At 68.8% G+C, this 25,605-nt stretch carries 23 protein-coding genes and 1 pseudogene; 6 read left to right on the top strand and 18 right to left on the bottom strand.

What is annotated here, in order from left to right; genetic code table 11:
* Window positions 1–2: 2 nt before the first annotated feature.
* Genes A5781_RS23920 through A5781_RS23910 form a run of 3 tightly spaced genes read right to left on the bottom strand, consistent with a single transcriptional unit; the run spans window position 3 to window position 2,344 of the window.
* Window positions 3–611 (bottom strand): histidine phosphatase family protein, encoded by a 609-nt coding sequence (locus A5781_RS23920; protein WP_067212977.1) that lies wholly within the window; start codon window positions 609–611, stop codon window positions 3–5.
* A complete protein-coding gene (gene hemL / locus A5781_RS23915) occupies window positions 611–1,942 on the bottom strand; it encodes a glutamate-1-semialdehyde 2,1-aminomutase (protein WP_067212974.1) in 1,332 nt (443 codons plus the stop codon). Before hemL ends, A5781_RS23920 begins: the two co-directional genes overlap by 1 nt.
* 57 nt (window positions 1,943–1,999) lie before the next feature.
* Window positions 2,000–2,344, bottom strand: coding sequence for a hypothetical protein (locus A5781_RS23910; RefSeq protein WP_067212971.1), 345 nt, complete (start codon window positions 2,342–2,344; stop codon window positions 2,000–2,002).
* Between the two features lie 73 nt (window positions 2,345–2,417).
* Here A5781_RS23910 and A5781_RS23905 point away from each other — a divergent pair, with 73 nt between their 5' ends.
* Window positions 2,418–2,810, top strand: a complete 393-nt coding sequence (locus tag A5781_RS23905; protein ID WP_067212968.1) for a nitroreductase family deazaflavin-dependent oxidoreductase — start codon at window positions 2,418–2,420, stop codon at window positions 2,808–2,810.
* A gap of 27 nt (window positions 2,811–2,837) precedes the next feature.
* On the opposite strand, the gene ligD is transcribed toward A5781_RS23905, so the two are convergent.
* Both ligD and A5781_RS23895 read right to left on the bottom strand, forming a co-directional pair.
* Window positions 2,838–3,800, bottom strand: coding sequence for a non-homologous end-joining DNA ligase (ligD, locus tag A5781_RS23900; RefSeq protein ID WP_067213213.1), 963 nt, complete (start codon window positions 3,798–3,800; stop codon window positions 2,838–2,840).
* Window positions 3,801–3,906: 106 nt separating this feature from the next.
* A complete protein-coding gene (locus tag A5781_RS23895; RefSeq protein WP_369817787.1) occupies window positions 3,907–4,293 on the bottom strand; it encodes a MarR family winged helix-turn-helix transcriptional regulator in 387 nt (128 codons plus the stop codon).
* A gap of 144 nt (window positions 4,294–4,437) precedes the next feature.
* Here A5781_RS23895 and A5781_RS23890 point away from each other — a divergent pair, with 144 nt between their 5' ends.
* Window positions 4,438–4,965: a hypothetical protein gene (locus A5781_RS23890; RefSeq protein ID WP_067212962.1), complete on the top strand. Its 528-nt coding sequence runs from the start codon at window positions 4,438–4,440 to the stop codon at window positions 4,963–4,965.
* On the opposite strand, the gene A5781_RS23885 is transcribed toward A5781_RS23890, so the two are convergent.
* The 4 genes from A5781_RS23885 to A5781_RS23870 are packed head-to-tail and all read right to left on the bottom strand — an operon-like array spanning window position 4,962 to window position 9,678.
* Window positions 4,962–6,356: an amino acid permease gene (locus A5781_RS23885; RefSeq protein WP_067212959.1), complete on the bottom strand. Its 1,395-nt coding sequence runs from the start codon at window positions 6,354–6,356 to the stop codon at window positions 4,962–4,964. The genes A5781_RS23890 and A5781_RS23885 overlap by 4 nt on opposite strands.
* Before the next feature lie 20 nt (window positions 6,357–6,376).
* A complete protein-coding gene (locus A5781_RS23880) occupies window positions 6,377–7,117 on the bottom strand; it encodes a class I SAM-dependent methyltransferase (protein ID WP_156622574.1) in 741 nt (246 codons plus the stop codon).
* A gap of 55 nt (window positions 7,118–7,172) precedes the next feature.
* On the bottom strand, window positions 7,173–8,528 hold the full coding sequence (locus A5781_RS23875; RefSeq protein ID WP_067212955.1) for an MFS transporter: 1,356 nt from the start codon (window positions 8,526–8,528) through the stop codon (window positions 7,173–7,175).
* A 4-nt stretch (window positions 8,529–8,532) separates the two neighbouring features.
* Window positions 8,533–9,678: an LLM class flavin-dependent oxidoreductase gene (locus A5781_RS23870; protein ID WP_067212952.1), complete on the bottom strand. Its 1,146-nt coding sequence runs from the start codon at window positions 9,676–9,678 to the stop codon at window positions 8,533–8,535.
* A gap of 359 nt (window positions 9,679–10,037) precedes the next feature.
* Between A5781_RS23870 and A5781_RS23865 the strand changes: the two genes are divergently transcribed.
* From A5781_RS23865 to A5781_RS23855, 3 genes are all read left to right on the top strand, one after another.
* Entirely contained in the window at window positions 10,038–10,931 is an 894-nt protein-coding gene (locus tag A5781_RS23865; RefSeq protein ID WP_156625020.1) for an alpha/beta hydrolase-fold protein, read from the top strand.
* An 8-nt stretch (window positions 10,932–10,939) separates the two neighbouring features.
* Window positions 10,940–13,087, top strand: coding sequence for an acyltransferase family protein (locus tag A5781_RS23860; protein WP_067212948.1), 2,148 nt, complete (start codon window positions 10,940–10,942; stop codon window positions 13,085–13,087).
* A gap of 257 nt (window positions 13,088–13,344) precedes the next feature.
* Window positions 13,345–16,662 (top strand): LuxR family transcriptional regulator, encoded by a 3,318-nt coding sequence (locus A5781_RS23855; RefSeq protein ID WP_067212946.1) that lies wholly within the window; start codon window positions 13,345–13,347, stop codon window positions 16,660–16,662.
* 1 nt (window position 16,663) lies between these two features.
* Here the strand turns inward: A5781_RS23855 and A5781_RS23850 are convergent, their stop codons facing one another.
* Both A5781_RS23850 and A5781_RS23845 read right to left on the bottom strand, forming a co-directional pair.
* Entirely contained in the window at window positions 16,664–17,350 is a 687-nt protein-coding gene (locus A5781_RS23850) for a GDSL lipase (RefSeq protein ID WP_067213202.1), read from the bottom strand.
* Window positions 17,351–17,441: 91 nt separating this feature from the next.
* Window positions 17,442–18,680, bottom strand: a complete 1,239-nt coding sequence (locus A5781_RS23845) for an acyltransferase (protein WP_067212943.1) — start codon at window positions 18,678–18,680, stop codon at window positions 17,442–17,444.
* 312 nt (window positions 18,681–18,992) lie between these two features.
* On the opposite strand from A5781_RS23845, the gene A5781_RS23840 reads away from it, so the two are divergent.
* Window positions 18,993–19,418 carry an STAS domain-containing protein gene (locus A5781_RS23840; protein WP_067213199.1) on the top strand — a complete coding sequence of 142 codons (426 nt, stop codon included), beginning with the start codon at window positions 18,993–18,995 and terminating at the stop codon, window positions 19,416–19,418.
* Here the strand turns inward: A5781_RS23840 and A5781_RS23835 are convergent.
* The 7 genes and pseudogenes from A5781_RS23835 to A5781_RS23805 all read right to left on the bottom strand — a co-directional run bounded on the left by A5781_RS23835 (window position 19,405) and on the right by A5781_RS23805 (window position 25,596).
* The gene (locus A5781_RS23835) at window positions 19,405–19,668 is read right to left on the bottom strand and encodes a hypothetical protein (protein WP_067212940.1); all 264 of its coding nucleotides are present in this window, start codon (window positions 19,666–19,668) and stop codon (window positions 19,405–19,407) included. The two genes, A5781_RS23840 and A5781_RS23835, sit on opposite strands and share 14 nt — an antisense overlap.
* Window positions 19,665–20,231 carry a DUF3093 domain-containing protein gene (locus A5781_RS23830; protein WP_067212938.1) on the bottom strand — a complete coding sequence of 189 codons (567 nt, stop codon included), beginning with the start codon at window positions 20,229–20,231 and terminating at the stop codon, window positions 19,665–19,667. Before A5781_RS23830 ends, A5781_RS23835 begins: the two co-directional genes overlap by 4 nt.
* A gap of 1 nt (window position 20,232) precedes the next feature.
* Complete coding sequence (gene hemB, locus A5781_RS23825) at window positions 20,233–21,213, bottom strand: porphobilinogen synthase (RefSeq protein ID WP_082939499.1); 981 nt, start codon at window positions 21,211–21,213, stop codon at window positions 20,233–20,235.
* Window positions 21,214–21,216: 3 nt separating this feature from the next.
* Window positions 21,217–22,872, bottom strand: coding sequence for a uroporphyrinogen-III synthase (locus tag A5781_RS23820; protein WP_067212935.1), 1,656 nt, complete (start codon window positions 22,870–22,872; stop codon window positions 21,217–21,219).
* Between the two features lie 23 nt (window positions 22,873–22,895).
* Window positions 22,896–23,840, bottom strand: coding sequence for a hydroxymethylbilane synthase (gene hemC, locus A5781_RS23815; protein WP_067213192.1), 945 nt, complete (start codon window positions 23,838–23,840; stop codon window positions 22,896–22,898).
* Window positions 23,841–23,853: 13 nt separating this feature from the next.
* Window positions 23,854–25,224 carry a glutamyl-tRNA reductase gene (locus A5781_RS23810; RefSeq protein ID WP_067212932.1) on the bottom strand — a complete coding sequence of 457 codons (1,371 nt, stop codon included), beginning with the start codon at window positions 25,222–25,224 and terminating at the stop codon, window positions 23,854–23,856.
* A gap of 7 nt (window positions 25,225–25,231) precedes the next feature.
* Window positions 25,232–25,596, bottom strand: a pseudogene (locus tag A5781_RS23805) (glutaredoxin family protein).
* Window positions 25,597–25,605 lie beyond the last annotated feature (9 nt).

Raw genomic sequence — 25,605 nt, 5'->3', positions numbered from 1 at the left:
GATCAAGCGCCCGCCGGTTCCTGGTACTCGACGTCGACCAGCCGCTCCCCCTCGTACACCAGGGTGGTGATCGAACACAGCCCGCACTCGCGGCGCCGCGGGTCGTGCCACAGCCGCCGGCCGGTCAGGTGCAGCCGCAGCGTCCACACCGGCAGCTGATGGCTGACGCATACGACCTCGCTGCCGGCTGCGCGGGCTCGGGCCTTGTCCACCGCGGTCGCCATCCGCGCCGCGATCTCGGCGTACGGCTCGCCCCACGACGGGGTGAACGGATTGCGCAGCTGCCACCAGACCCGCGGGTCGCGCCAGGCGCCGTCGCCGGGGCCGACGCGGCGGCCCTCGAAGAAGTTCGCCGATTCGATCAGGTCGTGGTCGGTGTCCACGGCCACGTCGTACTTGGCGGCGATGGGCGCGGCGGTTTCCTGGGCCCGCTGCAGCGGGGAGGCGACCACCGCGACGATGTCGCGGCCGGACAGCGCATCGGCGACCGCGGCCGCCTGCTCACGGCCCCGGTCGGACAGGTGGAACCCGGGCAGCCGGCCGTAGAGGACGCCGCTGGGGTTGTGCACCTCGCCGTGGCGCACGACGTGGATGCGGGTTTGCTCGGCCATCAGGGCTTGTCCTCCTGGGCGGCCGCGCGGGCCGCGTTGGGCAGGGCGTCGGCGATCCGGTCGAACGCCGTGTCGTCCAGCGCCGCCGAGACGAACCATGCCTCGAAAGCACTGCAGGGCGGGTAGACGCCCGCGTCCAGCAGGGCGTGAAAGAACGGCGGATAACGCCACGTCTGGCTGGCCCGCGCGGACGCGAAGTCGGTCACCGGCGCGTCGCCGAAGAACACGCTGAGCATGTTGCCTGCCCGCGAAAGTTGGTGCGGCACAGCGGCGCTGGTCAATGCCTCGGAGAGCAGGCCGGCCAGCCGGTCGGCGTTGGCGTCCAGCGCGGCGTAGACGTCGGCGTCAGCGGCGCGCAGCGTCGCCAAGCCGGCGGCCACCGCCACCGGGTTGCCCGACAGCGTGCCGGCCTGATACACCGGCCCCAGCGGCGCCAGCCGCTCCATCACCTCGGCGCGCCCGCCGAACGCGGCCGCGGGCAGTCCGCCGCTCATCACCTTGCCGAAGGTGAACAGGTCGGCGGCGACGGGATCGATTCCGTACCAACCACTTCGGCTGACCCGGAACCCGGTCATCACCTCGTCCACGATCAGCAGCGCGCCATGCTCGGCGGTGATCGCGCGCAGCCCGGCGTTGTAGCCGGCCGCGGGCGCGACGACGCCCATGTTGCCCGGGCTGGCTTCGGTGATCACCGCGGCGATCTGGTCGCCGAATTCGGCGAACACCCGCCGCAGGGCGTCGATGTCGTTGTACGGCAACACAATCGTGTCGGCGGCCGCCGCGCCGGTGACCCCGGGCGAGGACGGCAGACCCAGCGTCGCCACCCCGGAGCCCGCGTCGGCGAGCAGCGCATCGGCGTGGCCGTGATAGCAGCCGGAGAATTTGACGATCTTGGGCCTGCCGGTGAACCCGCGGGCCAGCCGGATCGCGCTCATCGTCGCCTCGGTGCCGGAGTTGACCAGCCGTATCCGTTCGACCGGCGCCACCCGCCCGATGATCTCGGCGGCCAGCTCGCTCTCCGACGGCGTGGGCGCGCCGAACGACAGCCCATGAGACGCCGCCCGGACGACCGCCTCGACGACGGCGGGGTGCGCGTGGCCCAGGATCATCGGGCCCCAGGAGCAGACCAGGTCGACGTAGCGGTTGCCGTCGGCGTCGGTGAGCCAGCACCCGCGGGCCTCGGTGATGAAGCGCGGGGTCCCGCCTACCGCGGTGAACGCGCGCACCGGGGAGTTCACCCCGCCGGGGATGACGGCGCAGGCATCCTCGAACAACCGGGCCGACGCCGCCGTCGTCGCGGCGTGCGCTGTCGCCTGGTCATTGCTTCCCATGACAACCAGTGTCCCAGCCCCCGCGGCCGGTTCAACTACAGGGTGTAGCAGGAAGGGTTAGGCATCGCCTTGCCGCTCCGCTTCCTGCGCGGCCTGGAAGTCACGCCGGGCGGCCTCGCGCTCTCGTTCCGCGGAGCGCCGGTGCTCGTCGACGTCCCCGAGCCCCTCGTCGACCGCCAGCTCGTGCACTTCGGCGGCCCGCTCGTGCGCGGCGGCGGCCTCGTAGTGACGCTGCCGCTCCCGGCGGTGCGCCTCCTGATCCCGCTCATGCGCATGCTGGGCGCGGTCGGTCGCGCGCTCGACGTCTTCGCAGGTGACGGGCTTGCGCGCCGCCAAGTCTCGGCCCCTGAGCAGCAATTCCTCGGCACGCTGGGCCGCTTCGTTACCTGGCGAGTCGCCCATGTTCAGACACTAGACCCGATCGCAGCCAAGAGTTGGGTTGATACCCGGCGGCGCAGGCGAGTTGGATAGCGTTATGCAGATGCCGCAGGGGCTCGCCCGGTTCAACCGTCGCGTCACCAATCCGGTTCAGCGGGTGTGGGCCGGCCGGCTGCCACCGTTCGCCATCGTCGAACACGTCGGCCGCCGCTCGGGCAAGCCGTATCGCACCCCGGTGAATGTGTTCAGCACAGATGTCGACGGCAAGCCCGGGGTGGCGATCCTGCTGACCTACGGCCCGGACCGGGACTGGCTGAAGAACCTGACCGCGGCGGGAGGCGGCCGCATGCGCCGCAACGGCAAGAGCTTCGGCATCGCCGAGCCGCGAGTGGTCACCAAGGACGAGGCGGCCCGGTATGTGACACGGGGCCGCTCGGTGTTCGCCCGGCTGCCGTTCGAGCAGGCGGTGATGCTCACCAGGACCGAGTGAGGTGGTGCCCGCACGCCCGGAAGGTCGTCAAGCCCCAGGAGTCGTCCGGCGGGCCCGCGCGCGCCGTTTGCCCTCGTGCATCGCGGCCACCCGGGCGACCGGAATCGCGCGGCCCTGCTCGATCAGATCGTCAGGCAGACGCTGCGGATCGGGCATGTGCTCGGCCCACGGGTCGCGCCCGGCAAGGGCATCGATCGCCGTGTGGATGGTGAAGTCGCCGGGGCGTGCGGAATCGAGATCCGACCAGGCGAGCGGAAAGGACACCGGCATGCCCGGGCGCAGGCGCGGGCTGTAGGCGGCGACGACGGTCGCCCCGCCGGTCCGGGTGGAGTCGACGAACACCTTCCCGGCGCGGTCGGCCACGATGAAAGCCGTTGTCGCCCTTCGCGGGTCGAGTGCTTCGACGCGGGCGGCGAGCGCCCGGGTAGCCGCCGCGACGTCGTCCACCGCGGCGGCACCGTCGACCGGTACGAAGACGTGAATCCCCTTGGCGCCGCTGGTCTTCACCGCGCCCGCCAAGCCGCTGTCGGCCAACGCCTGCCGGACCAGGTGGGCGACGGCGACCACGGCGGGGAAGTCGTCGTCGGCCGGCGGGTCGAGGTCGAGCACCAAATGGGTGGGCCGACGCAGGTCATCGGCCAGTCCGAGCGACGGGTGGTATTCGAGGGCGCGCTGATTGGCCAGCCAAAGCAGCGTCCGCAGGTCATCGCAGACGACATAGTGCACTTGGCGTTTCGATGCTTCAGCCCATACCGGGACGGTCCGCACCCAGGCCGGTGCGTATTTCGGCACGTTCTTCTGCATGAATGCGGCTTGGCCCCGCAGCAAGCGCAACACCGTGAGCGCGCGACCGGCCAGGACGGGCAACATTCGGTCGGCCACCGCATCCAGGTAGTCGATCAGGTCGCGCTTGGTGGCTCCGGCGTCCGGGCTCAGCGGCTGGTCCAGGTTGGTCAAATCAACACCGGCGCGCCGCTCGTCGGCTGTCATGACACACCGACCGGCGGTCCACACCAGCCGCGACGGGACCGACGCCACGCGGCGCGGTTCACGGCGTGGGTCACATAGCAGAACACTAGGTCATCGGTCGACTTGTTCAACCGAACGCCAGCTGGCGCAGCACACGCAGAAATACGTTTCGGTCGCTGGTGGACAGCTGCCCAAGCCAGCGCTCCTCGCCGCTTTGGATGTCGCGCTGGGCGGCACTCTTGATCGAGCGTCCGGCGCTAGTGATCGCAAGCAGGCGCGCGCGACGGTCATCGGGATCGGGTGAGCGTTCGATGTAGCCGCGCTCCTGCAGTTCGTCGAGCGTGGGAATGATGCGCGTCTTGTCGGCGCCGATCGCCTCGGCGAGGGCCGCCTGCGTGCGGATCGGCGAGCCGTCAAGCGCGCTGAGAATGACGTAACCCCACATCGACAGGCCGTGCGCCGCCAGCACCGGCCGCTCGGCGGCCACGGCTTGACGGGTCAGCGGCACGAGCATTGCCGCAAGATCTGGACGCGTCGACTTTCGTGCCATGTCGTGATGATAGACATTGGCGTTTTATATGCGTTAGCATATCATCTGCTATCGCTTATTGTTTTATCCGCACCGGTACGGGCCTGCCATCTGACATAGGAGCTGTCCATGACCACAACCCAACCCGGCGACGTCCTGGCCAACGGTGAGGACGGCCGGTCATCCTCGGGTGGGGCGAAAGCGGCCGGCCAACCGCCGATCACGCCCGGCGCCGGACTCATCAGCACGGACTGGCTGCCGGGCCCGTCCGACTCAACCCGGCTCCCGGTTGTGGTGAGTTTCACCGACTTTCATACCGAATCCGAAAAGGACTGGCAGCAGGTCGCCGAACTCGGTATCAAGCTGGCGGAAAGCTGGCCGATCATGCACGGGGCGGTCGGGCTGTGGCTCTGGGGCAAGCCTGCGGAGCGGCGCGGCGGATCGCTATCCGTCTGGGACAGCAGAAGCGATTTACGCCGTTTCATCCGTTGGCCGGTGCACGCCGAAATCGTGAAGAACTGGCGGGGACGGGTGCGGGTGGAATCGGCGACTTGGACTGACGAGCGATTCGTCCCGACGGTGACATGGCGTCGCGCCGAGGAACACATGCGGATGCCCCGCCGCATGGCGCCCGATCGGCAAAGCGCCGACGATTAACGGCCCGAGGCCTCAGTTCCCTGCTCCCCCGCGGGCATCGCGCCGCGACTACCGATTCGGCCGCGGGCGCGGGCGGCGAAGTACACCCCGATCACCACCCCCCACGACAACAGACTGAGCCAGAGCTGGCTGCGCGCCGAGCGGTCGAAGGCCATCTGCACCAGTACGGCCGTGATTCCGGCCAGGGTGAGGATGGACAACACCGGGAAGAACCACATCTTCACCCGCAGCTTTTCGGCGGGGGTGCGGCGGCGCAGGACGATCTGCGAAAGCGCGATCAGCCAGTAGACGAACAAGATGATGGCGCCCGAGGAGTTGAGCAGGAACAGGAACACGGTGTTGGGCGCGACGCGCGCCATGATGACGCAGCCGAACCCGACCGCCGACGAGCACAAAATCGCGATGTGTGGAACACCACGCCCGCTCAATCTGACCAACCGTGTCGGGGCTTCGCCCCGCTCGGCTAGCACGAACAGCATGCGCGACGCGGTATACAGTCCGGAGTTCAGGCAGGACAGCACGGCGGTGAGCACCACGGCGTTCATCACCTGGTCCGCGCCACGCAGCCCCAGGTGGTTCAGCGCGGCCACGTATGGCGAGGCGCCGAGTTCCACGGAGTCCCAAGGCAATATCGCCACCAGCAGGAACACCGACCCCACAAAGAAGACGCCGATCCGCGCCACCACCGATCTCGTGGCCTTCTGGACCGCCAGTTCCGGGTCCCGGCTTTCCGCGGCGGCCACGGTGACGATCTCGGCGCCGACCATGGAGAAGATCACCACCACAATGGCGGCGAAGACGGCCCCGACGCCCTTCGGGAAGAAGCCGCCGTGCGCGGTGAGGTTGGCCAGCCCGCCGTGATGGCCCGGCACGAGTCCCAGCACGAAGGCCGTGCCCACACCGAGGAAGATCACGATGGTCGCGACTTTGATTCCGGCGAACCAGAATTCGAACTCACCGAAGGATGAGACGGAGAACAGGTTGGTCGCTGTCATCAAGACCATCAGGCACAGCGACAGCAGCCACAGCGGCGCGTGAAACCAGTAGTTGAGGACCTTCCCGCCGGCGACGGCCTCGAAGCCGACCACGATCACCCAGAAGTACCAGTACAGCCAGGCAACCGAGAAACCCGCCCAGCCGCCCAGCGCCTTGACCGCGTAATCGGCGAACGATCCGGTCGACGGGTCCGCGGCCGCCATCTCGCCCAGCATTCGCATCACCAGGACGATCAGCAGGCCGCACAGCGCGTACGTCAGAAACGCCGCGGGGCCGGTGTCTTTGATCACCACACCCGAGCCGACGAACAAGCCGGCACCGATGACGCCGCCGAGGGCAATCATGCTGAGCTGGCGCTGTGACAGCCCTTGGCGCAGTTGCGGAGTGCTAGCCATGCCGGTCGGTGCAGCGGTGATCAGTCGAGGCGGGTGGCCACCACCGACCACACCGGGAGGTGCACCCGGTGGTCTTCCAGCAGGGGGTCGATGACGCCCAGCCGGTGTACCAGCGGCCGCATCCGCTGCAGAATCTCGCCCTGCTGCTCGGACGCGAGCGTCTTCATGGCGTCGAACGTCTCCTTGAGGAAGCGGGCCTGGTAGGTCGTGCTGCCCAGGTAGTCGATGCGCCATCCGTTGGCGCCGAACACCCGCTCGAAGTTGTCGGCGGGTATGGCCGTCCACTGCAGGCCGTTGACGTTGTGGGGGCTGAATTCGAACATGTACAGCCGCGCCCCGGGCCTGGTGGCCCGGTGCAGCGCCTGCGCGTACCGCGTCTGGGTGTCCTCGTCATTCAGGAACACGTGATAGAACGCGCTGTCCACCACCGTGTCGAATCGACCCTCGAAACCCTCTAGCCTGGTGGCGTCGGCCACCTGGAAATCGACCTGGACCCCGGCCCGCTCGGCGTTGCGCTTGGCGCGCTCGATAGCCGAGGGGGAATCATCGATCCCTGTTGCCGAATATCCATGCGCCGCAAAGTGAATGGCGTGATACCCGGGGCCCGTGCCGGGATCGAGTACGTCGCCGCGGATCCCGCCGTATGCCACCAACTGCTGCACGGCCGGCTGCGGGCCGCCGATGTCCCAGGGAATCCACCCGTCGGTATGTTCTGCCTCGTCATACAGCGGCTCGAAACCGGCGACGTTCCCGTCAGTCATTGCCTTCTCGCTTCCTCGCGACTCCCGACGGGAACGACACTAGTGCGAAGTCAGCTCAAAGATGTAGGTCTTGCTCGCGGATCAGTGCCGTGGCGAGCACGCTGATGACGGCCGTCGCCACCAAGTACCCGCACGCCAGCCATGGCGCACCGCCGAGGGCCGCGATGAGCGCGGTCACGATCATCGGGGTAACGCCGGAGGCGTAGATGCCCGAGAACTGATACACGAACGACAGACCGGTGTAGCGCGTGCTGGTGGGATATAGCGACGAGTACAGCGTGCCCTGCGCCCCGTAGAACAGCGCGTGCACCACGCCGAACACGACGATCAGCGCCACCGCGAACCAGACCAGGTTCCTGGTGCCGAACAGCGCGAAGGCGGGGAACGCCGCGATGCCGTAGCAGGCCACGCCGGCCAGGTACACCCGGCGGGCGCCGAACCGGTCGGTCAGCGCCCCGGACACGGGCAGCAGCACCGCCATCAACAGGGCGGCGATGGTCACCACGACGAGTACCGACACCCGGTTGAAGCCCAGCGACCCGGTGGCGTAGCTGATCGCGAAGACGCCCCAGGTGTTGAACGCCGAGCCTTCGGCCCAGCGAGACAGCAAGCCCAAGACGGTGTTTCGCCGCGAGCGGGGTTCGCGGACGATCTCGCGGATTGGCACCGTGGCCGTGGCCTCGAGCTCACGCAGCTCGCGGAAGGCCGGTGTCTCCTCGACCCGCAACCGCACCACGACTCCGATCACCACGAGCACCAGGCTGAGCAGAAAACCGATGCGCCAGCCGTAGGCGAGGAAGCGGGCCGGACCCAAGGCGATTTGCAGGAACGCGAAAATCCCTGTGCCCAAAGCTAATCCCAGCGCCAGTCCGATCTGCGGGATCGCCCCGAAGCGGCCGCGCCGGCCCTTTGGGCTGTGCTCCACGGCGAGCAACACGGCACCGGCCCACTCGCCGCCGAGGGCGAATCCCTGCAGGATCCGCAGCGCCAACAGCAACAGCGGCGCCCACACCCCGATCTGCGCGGCGGTGGGCAACACCCCGATCAACGCCGTGGCGACGCCCATGATCAGCATGGTCAGCGCGAGACTGCGCTTGCGGCCGATCCGGTCGCCGATGTGGCCGAAGACCAGCCCGCCGACCGGCCGCATGACGAACCCGACGGCGAATGTCGCGAAGGCCAGCAGCGTGCCGACAAGTGAGCTCTCGCTGGGAAAGAAGACCTTGTTGAACACCAGGCCCGCCGCGGTCGCGTAGAGGAAGAAGTCGTACCACTCCACGGTGGTGCCCAACAGGCTGGCCGCGACGACGATGCGCAGCCGCCCGCGTTGCTGCGCTGCGGACTCTTCGACCGCGCGGGCGCTCGCGTTGAGGCCTGCGCCGGTCGCCGGCGCGGGCAGGGTGGCCGCCATGGTCTTAGTGGGCCGAGGCGACCGCGAACGGCGTCGCCGATGCCGGGTGCGGCTGGCCGTTGGGATGGCGCCACAAGCCCATTCGCTCCAGCAGCGGCAGGACACCCTCGCCGAACCAGTAGGCCTCTTCCAGGTGCGGATATCCCGACAGGATGAAGTGGGTGATGCCGAGTTTGGCGTATTCGGCCAGCCGTTCGGCGACCTCGGCGTGCGACCCGACCAACGCGGTGCCCGCTCCCCCGCGGACCAGCCCCACGCCGGCCCACAGGTTGGGTCCGACCAGCAGCCGGCTGCTGCTTCCGCCATGCAGGTCCAGCATGCGGCGCTGGCCCTCCGATTCGCTGCGGGCCAGGCTGGCCTGCACCCGCTCGACGTCGGCCGGGTCGACGGCGGCCAGCAGCCGGTCGGCCTCGGCCCACGCCTGCTCGGACGTTTCGCGGCTGATCACATGAATCCGCAAGCCGTACCGCAGGATTCGGCCGGCGTCCACGGCCAGCCCACGGATCCAGTCGAGCTTCTGCGCGACCGCCGAAGGCGGCTCACCCCAGGTGAGGTAGACGTCGCTGTGTTTGGCGGCGACCGGGCCGGCAGATGCCGACGATCCGCCGAAGAACACCGCCGGCACCGGATCGGGCGGATTGTTCAGCTGCGCGCCCTCGACGCGAATGTGCTCTCCCGCAAAGGTGACCGGCTGCGATGAGGTCCACAGTCGGCGGACCACATGCAGGAACTCGGCGGTGCGCGCGTAACGCGCCTCTTTGTCGAGAAAGTCCCCGTAGGCCCGCTGCTCGTGCGGTTCGCCGCCGGTGACGACGTTGAGCAGCAGCCGCCCGCCGGAATGCCGCTGAAAGGTCCCGGCCATCTGGGCGGCCAGGGTGGGGCTCAGCAGCCCGGGCCGGAAGGCGACCAGAAACTTCAGCGTCTCGGTAGCCTCGACCAGCATCGCCGTCGTCAACCAGGCGTCCTCACACCACAATCCGGTGGGGGTGAGCACCGCCTCGAAGCCATTGTCTTCGGCGGCCGCACAAATCTGGTGCAGGTACTTCAGCGTGGCGGGCCGGTCCCCGGACATCGGCGTCCCGTGTCCGCCCGCCACCAGGTTCCGGGAATCACCGTAGGTCGGCAGAAACCAATGGAACGCCAGACTCATCCTCAATCCTCTTTCACTCCACGACGCCAGGCACGAAAGCTCCATCCTGCGGAACTTGCGTCCGGCACGGGAGGGTTGAAACCGTCGAGATTGCATCCCCGTCCGGCAGTGGTGGCGCCGCGGCGGGAGGCGTCCTGCCGGGGAATCGACCTAACCCGCCCCATAGCCGTCTTTTCTCCTCTGGCACAAGGGAATCGCAGCGCGCGGTGATACCGGCAGGCGTCGCAATGATGGCCGTAGCACGGTGGCGCAACTCGGCCGCTAAACCCGCCCTCCGGTGCACCATAGGTAACCGGTTCATGACCGATCGGTCACGCGAGATCACACAAATGTTCCATTTCGGCGTGGCTCGGGCAGGAATGCCCGGTCAGCGCGGCATTATTGCGATCATGCCTGACCTGACACGCCGGGCGGTGCTGAGGGGAGCCGGCACCGGCCTGGGAGCCGCTGGCGTGTTCGCGTTAAGCGCCCTGCTCGATCCGGTCAGGCCGCTAGCCGCGACGTTGCCGCAGGCTCCCGCCCCGTTCGAGCCGTCGGCGGCGAGCAGCAACCTCCCGACCAAGCTCACGGGTTCGTTCGTCTCCGCCGCCCGCGGGGGGGTCAAGACGAATTACGTGATCGCGCTGCCGCCGGGCCAAACCGGGATGCTGCGACCCGTGATCGCCCTACACGGCAAGGACGGCGACGCGAACATGATGCTCGACTGCGGCGTCGAGAGGGGCCTGGCGCAGCTGGTCAAGGAGGGCAAGCCGCCGTTCGCGGTGGTGGGCGTCGACGGCGGCAGCGACTCCTACTGGCACAAACGGGCCGACGGCACCGACTCCGGCGCCATGGTGCTCGACGAGCTGTTACCGATGCTGTCCTCGATGGGTTTCGACACCTCCCGGGTGGGCTTCATGGGCTGGTCGATGGGGGGCTACGGGGCGCTGCACCTGGGCGCCAAGCTGGGGCCGGCGCGGACCGCGGGGATATGCGCGATCAGTCCGGCGCTGTATACCTCGTTCGCCGACAGCGCCCCCAAGGCGTTCGACAGCGATGACGACTTCACGCAGAACAGCGTGCTGGGCATGCCGGCGTTGTCGCAGATTCCGCTGCGCGTGGATTGCGGCACTTTCGACCGGTTCTATTCGGCCACCCGGCAATTCGTGAATCAGCTGAAGACACCGCCGGCGGGCAGCTTCTCGCTGGGCGGCCACGACATCGTCTACTGGCGGGCGCAATTGCCCGGCGAGCTTGCCTGGATGGCGTCCTAGCGGAGACCATGAGCGTCCGGCCGAACGAACTCCCCACCCGTCCCGAGGAGCGGGCGGTGAAGCGGACCGGATTTCGCCCCGACATCGAGGGCTTGCGGGCGGTCGCGGTCATCGCGGTCGTGCTGTACCACGCGGGCATCCCGGGGGTAACCGGCGGCTACATAGGCGTAGACGTGTTCTTCGTCATTTCCGGGTTCCTCATCACCGGGCTGCTGGTCCGCGAAGTCAATGACACCAATACCGTTGCGCTGGAGCGCTTTTACGCGGCGCGCGCCCGTCGCCTGCTGCCCGCCGCGGCCGTCGTCGGCGTCGTCACCGCCATCGGTGCGGCCGCCGTGCTGCCGCCGCTGCAGGCGCGCAGCGTGTTCCTCGACGGCATCGCCAGCGCCCTCTATGTCGGCAACTACCGGTTCGCCACCCAGGGCACCGACTACCTGACCACGCACCTGGCGTCGCCGTTCCAGCACTACTGGTCCCTGGGCGTGGAGGAGCAGTTCTATCTGGTCTGGCCGGTCCTGATCATCGGCACGGCCTGGCTGGTGCGGCGCGTCCCGGCGCTGCGGGGCGCGGCGCCGTACGCGGTGGTCCTGGGAGTGGTCGGGGCGGCGTCGCTGGCGGCGGCCGTGCTGTGGACCCGGACGTCGCCGCCCTGGGCGTTCTTCTCGCTGCCGACCCGCGCCTGGGAACTGGCCGCGGGTGGCCTGGTGGCCCTTTCGATCCGGCACTGGCGTCACCTGTCGCTGCTGACCGCGTCGATCGCCGGATGGGGCGGCCTGGCACTGATCCTGCTGACCTGCACGCAGCTGGACGCCCGGACCCCCTACCCCGGCACCGCCGCGCTGCTGCCGGTCCTCGGCACCGCGCTGGTCATCGGCGGCGGCAGCGTCACCCGCGGCCTGGGGGCCGGTCGGCTGCTGTGCAGGCCGGCGATGCGCGCGATCGGCCGGATCTCCTATTCCTGGTACCTGTGGCACTGGCCAGTGCTGCTGCTCATGCCGGCGCTGCTCGGTGAGCCCGCCGGCCTGCCGGCCAGGCTGACCGCGACGGCCGTCTCGGCGGGGCTCGCCATCATCACCCTGCACCTGGTCGAAAACCCCGGCCGGTTCGCCGCCGCCCTGCGGCGGTCGGCGAAGGCGAGCCTGGCCGTCGCGGGCGCCGCCAGCGCGGCCGCCGCGTGTGCCTGCGTGCTGCTGCTGAATGTGATGCCGGTGCCGGTCGGTCACGGGATGGCCGCCCCGCGGGCCAACATCCTCGCGGTGCCTCCCACCGCCGCCCCCAACGTCAGCCCGCAGGAGGCCGCGGTGCGTGACGTCTTCGCGCAGGCCCGCGCGGCCGTCGCCGCATCGGCGAACCTGAAAGCCGTCCCCGCCAATCTGGATCCCCCACTCGCCAAAGCGCCCGCCGACAAGGCCGCCGTCTTCGTCAACGGGTGTGTGCGCTCCTGGCGCGAGGTCGGGCAAAATGAGTGTGCTACAGGCGATTTCGCGTCGCCGACAACGGTCGCGTTGATCGGCGACTCGCACGCCGCGATGTGGGACCCGGCGTTCCAGCTGGTCGCCGAGCAGCGGCACTGGCGGTTGGAGACGCTGGCCAAAGTGACCTGCCCGCTGCAGGATCTGCACATCCTCAGCCCTTACCTGGGCCGCGAGTACACCGAGTGCGAGCAGTGGCGCGGCCAGATCAAGGGCCGCCTGGCCGCCGAACACCCGCGCCTGGTCGTGGTCGACATGAGCCGGCGGTACGGCGCGGACTTCAGCTTCAACTCCTACGACCCCGCCTGGACCGATACCTTGGGCCGGACCGTGGCGCAGTTGCGCAGCACCGGCGCGGCGGTACTGATTCTGGGACCCGCCCCGGATCCCCACTCCTCCGTGCCCACCTGCCTTTCCGCCCACCTCGACGACGCCGGCGCCTGCGCGCCGGCGCGGTCCGCCGCGGTCGATGACGACGGCATCGCCGCCGAGCGGGCGGTAACCACGGCCGGCGGCGGCCAGTACGCCGATCTCACCGACTTGTTCTGCACCCCCGACCGCTGCCCGACGATCGTCGGCAACACGCTGGTGTTCCGCGACGACAACCACGTGACGACCGAGTGCGCGCAGTTGCTCGCACCGGTGATGGGCGCGCTGGCAGACCGCGCCCTGGCAGGCGGGTGAACGGCAATGAACTTCTGGTGGTCGACGAACGTCATATCAGCAAAGGGTTTTAGGAGGTTGTGGAGATGACTCCGCTGCTGCTGGCCTGCATTACGGCCGCCGCTCCGATCGCCGGGTTCGGCTTGCTGAACTTGCAAGCCCGCCTGGAGCGATGGGACTACGAACGGCACGCCGAGGACTGAACCCGGGTCGAAGCTCCGCGTAGTGGCAGGCGGAGTTACGCGCTTTCGCTGATGTTTGCCACTCACCGTCCCTGCATGCTGGCTAACATGATCGACATTCATTCGTCGGCGGACACGCCGCTGCTGGACTGGAGCGAGCAGAGCGTGAGCGAGCTGCCCACAGGGACCGTGACATTGCTGCTTGCCGACGTGGAGGGCTCCACCCGGCTGTGGGAGACCCAGTCCGACGCCATGACGACGGCGCTCGAGCAGCTGAATCAAACCGTGAACAATCTCGTCGCCGACCACGGCGGGGTCCGGCCCGTCGAGCAGGGCGAGGGCGATAGCTTCGTGGTCGCCTTCGCGCGCCCCAGCGACGCCGTCGCCTGTGCGCTTCAACTTCAACTAGCCGTGTTGCCGCCGATCCGGATCCGTATCGGCCTGCACACCGGCGAGGTCCAGCTGCGCGATGCGGGCAACTACGCCGGACCCACCATCAATCGCACGGCGCGGCTGCGCGACCTTGCCCACGGTGGGCAGACCGTGCTGTCCGGTGCCACCGAACCGCTGGTGCTCGACCGGTTACCGGCCGATGCCTGGCTGACCGATCTGGGCGTCCACCCGTTGCGCGACCTGCCGCGGCCGGAACGCATCGTGCAACTCAATCATCCCGGCCTGACCAACGACTTCCCACCGTTGCGCGGGGCGAATGACGTTGCCAATGCCCATCTTCCGACACAGTTGACCAGCTTCGTCGGCCGTGGCACGCAGATCAGCGACATCGGACAGATCTTGCGGGACAACAGGTTGGTGACCCTGACCGGCGCTGGGGGTGTCGGCAAGACACGGTTGGCGGTGCAGGTCGCCGAGCAGGTTGCGGACGCGTTCCCCGGCGGGGCCTGGTTTGTCGATCTTGCTCCCGTCACCAATCCCCTCGTCGTGCCGGTCACCCTGGCGCGCACCTTGGGTCTTGCCGACCAGCCGGGCCGCTCCACCATGGAGACGGTGTCGAAGTTCGTTCGGGACCGCAAAATGCTGTTGGTACTGGACAATTGCGAGCACCTACTGGACGCCAGCGCGGCTCTGGTCGTGGCGCTGCTCGATGCGGGCCGGGATGTCACCGTGCTGGCGACCAGCCGGGAGCCGATCGGCGTCGCCGGAGAACTGACCTGGCGCGTGCCGTCACTGTCGGTCGACGGCGAAGCCCTCGAATTGTTCGTCGACCGCGCCCGCCGCACCAGACCGGATTTCCAACGCACCGAGGATAATTCGTTTACCATCGCCGAGATCTGCCGGCGCCTGGACGGCATGCCGCTGGCGATCGAGCTGGCGGCTGCGCGGACCCGCACCCTGTCGCTGACCCAGATCGTCGACAGCCTCCATCACAACTTCCGCCTCCTGGCCGGAGGCGCGCGCAACGCGGTTCGCCGCCAGCAGACGCTGCGCGCTTCCATCGACTGGTCCCACGCCATGCTCACGGAACCCGAACGCATCCTGTTTCGCCGTCTGGCAGTGTTCATGGGCGGGTTCGACCTGGACGCCGCCCACGCCGTCGGCGCCGGCACCGACGTGGAGCAATTCCAGCTCATCGACCTGCTCGGGCTGCTCGTCGACAAGTCGCTGATCGTCACCGAGGAAATCGACGGCATGATGCGCTACCGGCTGCTGGAGACCGTCCGCCAGTACGGCCTGGAAAAGCTGGCCGAGTCGGGCGAGGCCGAGGCCGTGCGCATTCGGCACCGCGATCACTACACCGGCGCTGCAGTGGCATTGCAAGCGCGGATGCGCGGCGACGGGACGCCATTGGTCCCGTGGGCCGAACTCGAGATGGCCAACCTGCGGGCGGCCCACTCGTGGAGTTGCGACGCCGGGGAGTTCGAGCCGGCGTTGCAGCTCGTCTCGGCCCTGCAGCGGCTATGGGTGACGCGCGCACGGTTCCGCGAAGGCGTGGCGGGGTTTGAGGCCGTCTTCGGCGACGAGCGGTACCGCGACGCCGACGTCGCGCCCGGGGTCTGGGCGCGGGCGGTCGCCGACGCGGGTCTGCTGGCGGTCTGGTTCTCCGCCCCATTCAGCCTGCAGCGCGCGGAAGAAGCCCTGGCCGCCGCGCGCCAGCTCGACGATCAGGAGCTCGTCGTGCACACCCTGCTGACCTGCGGGATGCTGGCGATGAATGACGCCGAACTGGTGGGGTCGTATTTCGCCGAGGCGGCCGATCTGGCTCGCGCTACGGGCGATCATGCGGCGCTCTACCACGTGCGCGCCTACCAGTGCTTCGTCGGCAACGTCTCCGGTGATCCCGTCCCGTCGCAGGCCGCCGGCGAGGAGGGGCGAGCCCTCGCCGACGCGCTCGGCGACAGCTTCATGTCTCGGTACAGCCGGGTTTTCCTCAGCGGTGCGCTTGCCTTGCAGGGCAAGCTGGCCGAGGCTCTGCAGGTATCCAATTGGCTGGTCGAGGAGGCGCGCGCCGCCGAGGACCTGCCGATGGAGACTTTCGGTCTGATGACGCTGGCACAAGCGCTCGCCTTCACCGGCGATGCCGCGGCTGCCCGGGCCGCGGCGCAAGCCGCCCTCGAAAACGGCGCAGCCATGGGCGGTTTCCACGAGGACACCGCGTACCTGGCACTGGCGAATGCGGCGCTGGCAAGCGGCGACTTCGCGGCGGCCAAGCAGGCCTGCGATGCCGCCTGGGGGCACACCTCTGACCTGAAGGAACTGTTCGTCAGAAGCTTGGTGCCGACGGCCGAGGCGACCATGGCCTGCGGCGACCTGGTTGCCGCCCGCCGCTGGGCGGACGAAACGGTGGCGTCGGTTCCGGGATGTCATCAGGTGAAGGCGCTGACGGCGCGCGCCTGGATTGCCACCGCCCAAGGTGAGCTCCAACAGGCCGAGCGCGACCTGCACGCGGCCATCGAGTCCGCCGAGGGTACCGGGAGGTACCTGCAGATCCCCGACACTTTGGAACGCCTGGCAGCACTGGCCACCGAAGCCAATCCCGAGCACGCCGCCCGGCTTCTGGGTGCAGCCGACGGCATGCGGCAGCGGCACGGCGAGGTGCGCTTCGAAGTCTTTCAAGCGGACTTCGACGCGGCGCTGGCCCAGGTACGAGAAACCTTGGGTCCCAAACCTTTCGACACCGCATGGTCCGAGGGCAGCGCGCTGTCCACCGCCGAGGCCATCAGCTACGCGCAGCGGGGCCGCGGTTCACGCGGGCGACCGGCCAGCGGTTGGGAGTCGCTGACGCCGACCGAGCTCGACGTCGTACGGCTCGTCGGCGAAGGGCTGCCCAACAAGGACATTGCCGCGCGGCTGTTCGTCTCGCCGCGCACCGTGCAGTCTCATCTCACGCACGTCTACACCAAGCTCGCCGTGTCATCGCGTGTGCAGCTCGCTCAGGAAGCGGCCCGGCACGGCTAGGTCAGGTCGACAGTTGCGTGCGGATCAGCGGGGCGATCTTGTCCGCCATGTATTGATGCCCGGCGTCGTTCGGGTGCACACCGTCCGCCCCGATCAGATCGGGCCTACCCACGAACCAGCTTTCAGCGATCGGGTCGACCCACGTCGCACCCGCGGCCGCCGCCGCCGCGCCGAGCACGTCGCGAACCTGCAGCATGGGGATGGGCACATCGGCGGTCGGCCACGGCGGTCCGATCACCAGGAACCGCGCGGACGGCGCCAGCTGGCGAGCCAGATCGAATGTGCTGCGGGCCTTTTGAGCTATCAGACCCGGATCGATGGTCTCGTCGTTGCGGGAGCCGAAGAACACCACCAGCACATCGTCGCGCTGCACCGCCCTTGCGGTCAGGTCCTCGAACACGCTGCCATGGTCGCCCGGCATGCCGTAGCCGGCCCTGCCCTCGGCCGCGACGTCGGCCGAGATCCGTTCGCCGCGCGCGGCGAGTACGTCCCAGGCGCGGGCGGGCCATGACCTCGGGCCCAGCCCACCTTCACCGGTGCCGGTGGTATATGAGTCCCCTACTACGGCAATGTGGTTCAACCGGAAATCCAGGGTCAGCGTGTCGTACGTGCGCACCTGAGCGGGGTATGCGATGCCGACGCCGACCAGAAAAGTCAGGCCGATGACAAAGGTGGCCAGACGACTCACCACTACCTCCCCCGTCAACGGCATCGTCATGTGCCACCGTATTTTCATCGATTATCCGCCGCCGGCTCGCGGCCGTGCGCTAACGCAACCGTCACACCGCGCGGACCGAAACGGCTTCCAGCGAGCGGTCGATCGGATGGACCGTGCCGTTCGGCGGCTCGTCGGGCTCGCTTCTCGCGGTGACGGCTTTGACGTCGACCATCCGGCGCATCCAGCGGCGGGCGGGCTCTTCGACGAAGTGATACATCACGATCGAGATGACCACGGCGATCGCAAGCAGGCCAATGATGTTCCATTTCCATGGATTGTCCTGCGGCCGAAGCTCGAACTGCTCGACGGACCAGCCCCATGCGGTGTGCACCAGCTCGTGAACCATGTACAGGCAGAACGAGATCTGGCCTCCGTAGACCATGAACCGGGTAGAGAGCACTCTCGGCAGGCTGCCGACGCCGATGGCCAGCGTGATCACCAGCGGAATGAACAGGATGTCGACCACGCCGCCGCTGTCGTTCTCCACCACCCCGGAGATCGGGTGCGCGTCGAACCAGTAGAGGACGCCCACCATGGCGGCCAGCAGAAGCAGGGACAGGTAGCCCGCCAGTCGGCGGCCGCGATCGGTCAGCCGCAGCCTGCGCACCGCGGCGCAAGCAAGCGCGCCGGCGGTGAACTGGGTGACGATCCGCGGCAACCAGCTCCACGGGGTGTAGAAGTGGCCACTGGCCAGGAGCATGACCACGGGCGGCAGTGCCGCCGCGAACGCCAGCAACATCAGGCTCCGCGCCCGCGTCGCCTGCTTCATCCGCAGAATCACCAGCACCAGAAGGCCGAAAAGCAGATAGGCCAGCCATTCCGCACTGATCGACCAGGCGGGCCCGTCCCAGCTCGAATCATCGAAAAACGGCACGAACCACAGCTGCACCAGCAGGATCTGGCGCACATAGCTGATCGCGGTGAGCTGGGCGGCGTCGGGCGACGGAACGTGGCCGACGTGCAGGGTGAAAATCACCCAGAGGGCGGCGAGGTGCAGCGTGACCAGGTACACCGGCCACACCCTGGCCAGCCGCAGCCACAGGAAGTGCAGGGTCGCGCGCGTCGACCATGACCGGCCCATCCGGTCGAGGTAGTTCCAGGTCAGTACGAATCCGCTGAGGATGAAGAACAGGTCGACGCCCTGGGCTCCGCAGTTGAGCACCGGCGCGAGGGCATCGTGGAAATCGGTCCCCACGTCGCCCAGCATCGGGCGGAAGTGAAACAGCACGACCCACAGCGCGGCGACGATGCGGAGCCCCGTCAGGGCCTTGATCTCGCCCCTGATCTCTGCGCCGCGCACGATGCTCTTTCCGCCTGGACTCTGCTGTTCCGTTCGCCTGTTAGTCGGCTGACCACGCGATGTCACAAGCCCCCGCATCGCAACCGGCAGCCATGGCAGCCTAGCAGCGCAATGGCCCCGGCGCGCGGACGGTTGTGGTGTGGCATGCGGCCTTTCGCCGACAATTCGCGCCTGGCGACCTTTGCTCGGAAAGGGCGGGAATGGCGGGGACAATCGCTTCTTAGCAAAACGTTAGATGCGGCTTTCACCCTCCTTAAGCTTGGGGTTTAGCGTCAGAAGCACAGCGAACGCCACGGAAAGCGAGGGGTGTTCATGACGATCGCCGAAGTCCTGACGCGGGAGCAAAACGGCATCCTCCACTGCGACGGCGCTTGGATCCGGGCCCACCGTCGCCAGCTGGCCACCGTGGTGACGATCCGGGGTGAAATCGACGCTCTCAATGCCGGACGAGTCGCCGGGTACATTCGCCGTTTCATCGTCGGAGAAGACCGCGTGGTGCTCGACATGAGCGGCGTCACCCAATTTGCTGGGCCGGGCATTTCGCTTTTGCAAACCTTCGATGACGACTGCCGCGCCGAAGGGGTGCAATGGACGCTGGTCGCGAGCCCGGCGGTCACCGAATCCCTGGGTGACAGCGGGTTTTCGGACGAACACTCGGTGCCCGAGGCACTGCATGACCTGGCCGACGCCATCGCCCGGCGCCGTCGGCTGGCACTACCGCTGGTCAGGACGTCTTAGAGCGCCGCTCACGGAGGTGTCGGGCGGTTCCGACCACCGCCAGCACCCCAGCACTCGCCAGCAGCAACAGGGTCAGCAACAGCAGCTGCGGGTCATACACCGTTGACGTGGTGAACGGCTGCCCGTCCGCGATGGGCGCCACCGCCACCAGGTGGTGCGAACGCGACGAGCTCACTCCCGCGCCGACGAACGCCGCGCAGGCCAGGCCCAGTTCGACCAGGACCCTGGTACCCCAGCGTGGGGCGCTCACTGTGCGGGCCCGGCTTCGTCGTCACGGTCGGCGTCGATGGCATCCGAGCCGGCGGGTTCGACCCGCTCCTGAACCAGCGGGGTCAGCGCCTCGCGGAGCTGGCGATGCCGGCGGGCCCAGGCCTGAACGGTGCGTTTTCCGGTGAGCTGGAGCCCGATCCCGATCCGGCCCCGGGGCACCCCGACCAATTCGCCGAGCGCCCGCGCCGACTGCCACCGGGCCAGCTCCTTACCGGACGCTTCGTGGTTTTCGGCGTCGGGATACACCTTGAGGATCTCGCGCACCAGAATGGTTTCGGTGCCTTGACGCAGGGCGTCTTCGGTGAGCTCGACCGAGACGTGGATCCGGGCGGCCTTGACCTGCAATCCGACGAACCCGGACACCAGGATCAGGAAGATCACCGGGATCAAGAACGACACGGGGGCGCCGCTCCAGACCTCGATCAGGATCATCGAGCCCGCGGCCACCGGGCCCCATGCCACCCACCACCAGCTGGCGCCCGGCTCGTAGAACAACGGCTTCGGCTCGCCCCTAGTCGACTGTGATGTCAAAGCAAGCCCCATCTCACGAAAGCCAACCGGCCGCGTCCACGGCCCAATAGGTCAGCACGATATCGGCTCCGGCACGGCGGATGCTGGTCAACGACTCAAGCGCCGCCACCCGCTCGTCGATCCAATTATTCGCGGCCGCAGCACAAATCATGGCGTATTCCCCCGAGACTTGGTAGGCCGCCACCGGCACCGGCGAGACGTCCGCCGCGGCGGCCACCACGTCGAGGTAACCCATCGCGGGTTTGACCATGATGATGTCCGCGCCCTCGTCGAGGTCCAGCCGGATCTCGCGCAGCGCCTCGCGGAAGTTTCCCGGCTCCTGCTGATAGGTGCGCCGGTCCCCGGACAGGCTGGAACTGACCGCCTCTCGGAAGGGGCCGTAGAACGCCGAGGCGAACTTCGCGGCGTAGGCCAAGACCACCACGTCGGTGTAACCGGCGGCGTCCAGGCCGTCGCGGATCGCGGCCACCTGGCCGTCCATCATCCCGCTCGGCCCGACCACATGCGCGCCCGACTCCGCCTGTGCGACGGCCAGTTTCACGTACCGGGTCAGGGTGGCGTCGTTGTCGACCCGGCCCCTGGCGTCCAGCACGCCGCAATGGCCGTGGTCGGTGAACTCGTCCAGGCAGGTGTCGGCCATCAGCACCGTCGCGTCGCCGAGATCCTTGGCCAGGTCCCGCAGGGCGAGATTGAGGATGCCATCGGGGTCGGTGCCGGCCGACCCCATCGAGTCCTTGTCCTCGTCGCGAGGCACGCCGAACAGCATCAGCCCACCAACGCCGGCGTTGACGGCGTCGGCCGCGGCGCTGCGCAGCGAGTCGCGGGTGTGCTGCACGACGCCGGGCATCGACGCGATCGGCCGCGGCTCGTCGATACCGTCGGCGACGAACATCGGCAGCACCAAATGCCTTGGCTCCAAAGACGTTTGCGCCACCAAACGACGCAGCGCGGGGGTGGAGCGGAGCCGACGCGGGCGCTGCCGCGGGTAGGCCATCGGCTAGCGCCTGCGACTCTTCTTACGCGGCGGTGGCAGCGCACCCTCGGCGCGCAACCGCGCGGCGTGCTCGGCCAAAGCGTCGACCAGCGGACCGACCGCGGCCGTTTCGGGCTGCACGTCCACCCGCAGACCGAACTCGGCGGCGGTCTCGGCGGTCTTGGGACCGATGCAGGCGATGATCGTCCGCGCGTGCGGCTTGCCGGCGATGCCCACCAGGTTGCGCACCGTGGAGCTGGAGGTGAAGCACACCGCGTCGAACCCGCCGGTCTTGATCATCTCCCGCGTCTCCGCCGGCGGCGGGGCGGCCCGCACCGTCCGGTAGGCGGTGACGTCCTCGATCTCCCAGCCCCGTTCGCGCAGCCCCTCGGCCAGCGTCTCGGTGGCGATGTCGGCCCGCGGCAGCAGGACACGGTTCACCGGGTCGAAAATGCTGTCGTAGGGCGGGAAGTCGTCCAGCAGACCCAGCGACGACTGCTCCCCGGCCGGCACCAATTCGGGGCTGATCCCGAAGGCGCGCACCCGATCGGCCGTGGACTCGCCGACACAGGCGATCTTCACGCCCGAGAAGGCGCGGGCGTCCAGACCGAACTCGCCGAACTTCTCCCACACCGCGCGCACCGCGTTGGTGGAGGTGAACACCACCCACTGGAAGCGGCCGTCGACCAGGCCCTTGACTGCCCGCTCCATCTGCGCGGGGCTACGCGGCGGCTCGACGGCGATGGTCGGCACCTCGATCGGCAGCGCACCGTAGGACGTCAGCCGCTCGCTCATCTCGCCGGCCTGGTCCTTGGTGCGCGGTACCAACACGGTCCAGCCGTACAGGGCGCGGCTCTCCCACCAGTTCAGCTTCGCCCGGCTGGCCACCGTCTTGCCGATGGTCACCACCAGCGGCCCGGTCAACGGGCCCGCCGGGTCCGTCGCGCCCAGCACGGCCGAGTCGGTCAGACCGCCCAGCGTGGTCTCGATCGAACGCTGCTGGCAGGTGGTGCCGTGCGCGGTCACCACGCACGGAGTGGACTCGGCCAGCTCGTGCTCGATCAGGGTGCGCGCTGCATCGGCCAGATGCGACGTGGTCGCCTGCAGGATCAGCGGGCCGGGCGCCGCGGCCAACGCGTCCCAGTCCACATGTGGGTCGCGGACGTCGGCAACCGTGTGCGACGAGCCCAGCGGCAACCCCGCGTAGGTGGGCACGGAGTCCGTGGCAGCCAGGCCGGGCACGATCTCGAGGTGCAGGTGGCTCCGCGCGACGGCGTTCACCTCGGTGATGACCGCGTCGACCGTCAGCGGATCCCCAGCCACCAGCCGCACCACGTCGACGCCGGTGCGGGCCTCGGCGGTCAGCGTCTTCGCCACCTCGGCGGGCTCGCCCAGCGCCGGGCGGACATCGGGACCGGCCGATATCACCGCGGGTTGCTCCGCGCCGGTGGCGGCGTCGCCGTGCCCGGCAGGGGCATCGGCGGGCGCCGGGCCCGAAACCGGCGGCAGGTCTTTGCCGATCAGCGCCAGCACCGGCTCCGGCACGTCGGGGTCGGTGAACACCAAGGCGGCGTTCGCCAATACCGTGGCGGCCCGGGTAGTCAAGAGTCCCGGATCGCCGGGACCAGAGCCCACGTACGTGATGCGGCCGGGTCTCGGCTTACGCCCTCGCGTCGTCATTGTCGCTCCCACGTCACTCGCAATTAATTTCCTCGTGCCGGGTCCTGCCGCGCTTCCTGCATGAGTTCTCGGGCGCCGAGTTCGAACAACTCTGCGGCGACCGAAACCCCCAGCTCACGCGCCCGATCGGCGGTGCCGATGCCGGACGCGCGGATCACGTCAGATCCGTCCAGTGCCGCCACGCACCCGCGCAGCGACAGCTCTTCGAAGACTCGGCCTTCCTCATCGATGGACTCGACCACCTCGGCGATCGCGCCCACCGGTGCGGAACAACCGGCCTCCAGTTCGGCCAACAGGGCTCGCTCCGCAGTGACCGATGCACGCGTGTCGGCGTCGTCCAACTCCGCCAGCACTGCCACCAACCCATCGCCGGCGCGGCATTCGACCGCGAGCGCGCCCTGAGCCGGTGCTGGCAACATCTGCACCGGCTCTAACGTCTCGGTGACATCGTCGAGGCGACCGAGCCGGGCCAGTCCGGCCCGAGCTACCACGATCGCGTCGAGATCACCATTGCTTACCCTGTTCAACCTGGTATCTAGGTTGCCTCGTAGGGGGCGGATTTCCAAACCGAGACCCAATGCTCTAAGCTGCGCTGCCCGCCGCGGGGACGAGGTGCCCACCAGCGAACCGGCCGGCAACTCCCCGAGTACCAGCCCGTCGCGGGCAACCACCACGTCGCGGGGGTCGTTGCGCGGCGGGATGGCCGCGATGGTGAACCGCGGGTCGTCCGCCGTGGGCAAATCCTTGTGGGAGTGCACGGCGGCGTCCACCCGGCCGTCATTGATGGCCTCCCGCAGCGCGGTGGTGAAGGCGCCGACGCCCAGGGTCTCGATGGGCGCCGACGAGCGGTCGCCGGCGGTGGTGATGATCACCAGCTCCGCGGGATGACCGTTGGCGATCAAGGCGTCCCTGACGACGCCGGCCTGGGTGGTGGCCAAGAGACTGCCCCGGGTACCTATCCGGATCACGTTCGCCAATCGGCTACTCGGCGGACGGTTCTTGCGTTCCGGCGTCGAATCCCGTTGATATGACGGGCAATTCGCCCGCAGCGACGGCGTCGACGGCGGTCTGGTCGAGTTCGAAGAGTTCGCGCAGCGCTTCGGCGTAGCTGTCCCCGCCGGGGGCGCTGGCGAGTTGTTTGATCCGCACGGTGGGCGCATGCAGCAGCTTGTCCACCACCCGTCGCACGGTGCGGGCCACCTCCTCGCGGTGGGCGCTCTCCAGGCCGGGCAGCCGGTTGTCCAGGCGCAACAGCTCCGCCTCCACCACGTCGGCGGCGCGCTGGCGCAATGCGGTCACCGTCGGCGTGACCTCGGCCATGCGCTGCCCCGCCAGGTAGGCGGCGACCTCGGCGGCCACGATGTGGCGCGCGGCGTGGACATCGGAGGCCGCGGCGTGCGCCGACGGCTCGTGCTGCACGCGGTCCACGTCGACGACCCAGACCCCGGGCAGACCGGCGACCGCGGGGTCCACGTCACGCGGCATGCCCAGGTCGCAGATCACCAGCGGGCGGGCCGACTCGTCGCGGCGCGCGGCGGCCAGCGCGTGGTGCACGTCGGCCAGCGTGACGACCGGGCTCACCGCGCCCGTGCAGCTGACCATGACGTCGGCGTCGGCCACCGCGTCGGCCAAGCGGTCGAGCGACATCGCGTCGGCCTGGATACCGGATTCGCGGAGTTTGCGGGCCAACCGCTGCGCCCGGGACAGCGACCGATTCAGGACGTGCACGTGCCGGATGCCGGCCCGGGTCAGGTGGGCCGCCGCCAGGGCGCCCATCGCGCCGGCACCGACCAGCACGGCGGTCTTGCCCTGTAGCCCGCCCAGCCGGCGTTCGGCCATGTTCAGGGCGACCGACACCACGGAGGCGCCGGCCGCGTCGATGGCGGTCTCGGAATGCACCCGCTTTCCCACCGACAGCGCCCGCTGGGCCAACTCATGAAGGACCCGGCCGACCGTGCGGTTGGTTTCCGCGGTGGCATACGCGCGGCGCACCTGGCCGAGCACCTGCTGCTCACCCACGACAGCGGAGTCCAGACCGCTGGCCACCGCGAACAGGTGCTCGACGGCGGCCTCGCTGTAGCGGACGTACGCGTACTTGGTCAGGTCCCCCATCGACATTCCGGAGTGATCCGACAGCACCTGCCCGATTGCCGCCAGCCCGCCGTGGAACGCATCCACCACCGCGTAGACCTCGACCCGGTTGCACGTCGACAGCACCATCGCCTCGGTTACCAGCGGCGACTGCAACACCCGGTCGACGATCTTGCCCTGATCGGATTCGTCGATGGTGAGTTGTTCCAGGACGGAGACCGGCGCACTGCGGTGCGAAACCCCGAAAAGCAAGACGCTCACGGCAGCATCACCTGGCCAGCTCCCTTGCTTTCTCCAGTAATTGAACTGGTTTCCACGGTAATCGTTTATCAGGTGGGCTACCAAATAATTGCCCGGCGGCCCTCATCGAGCGAGATCCGCGCGCAGCCGGGCCTCGTCTATATCCCAGTAACTGTGCTCGCGGCCGTCGAGCAGGATCACGGGCAGCCGGTCGCCGAACTCGGCCCGCAGCGCCGGGTTGCCGGCCGATGCGGCGGCGTCGACGTCGATCGTCGACAGGTCGAAGCCCAGCTCAGCCGCCAATTCACCGAGTCGCGCGTGCACGCGTTCGCAGATGGTGCAGCCGTCTCGGGTCAGTAGCTCCACGTGCGGCCGCCGGGGGGCGTCGGTCATGGCCACCAG

It is taken from the genome of Mycobacterium sp. 852002-30065_SCH5024008 (assembly GCF_001665645.1).
Taxonomy (GTDB): domain Bacteria; phylum Actinomycetota; class Actinomycetes; order Mycobacteriales; family Mycobacteriaceae; genus Mycobacterium; species Mycobacterium paraffinicum.
Note: the sequence above shows the minus strand (reverse complement) of the source record. Positions and strands in the feature narration are given on the sequence as shown.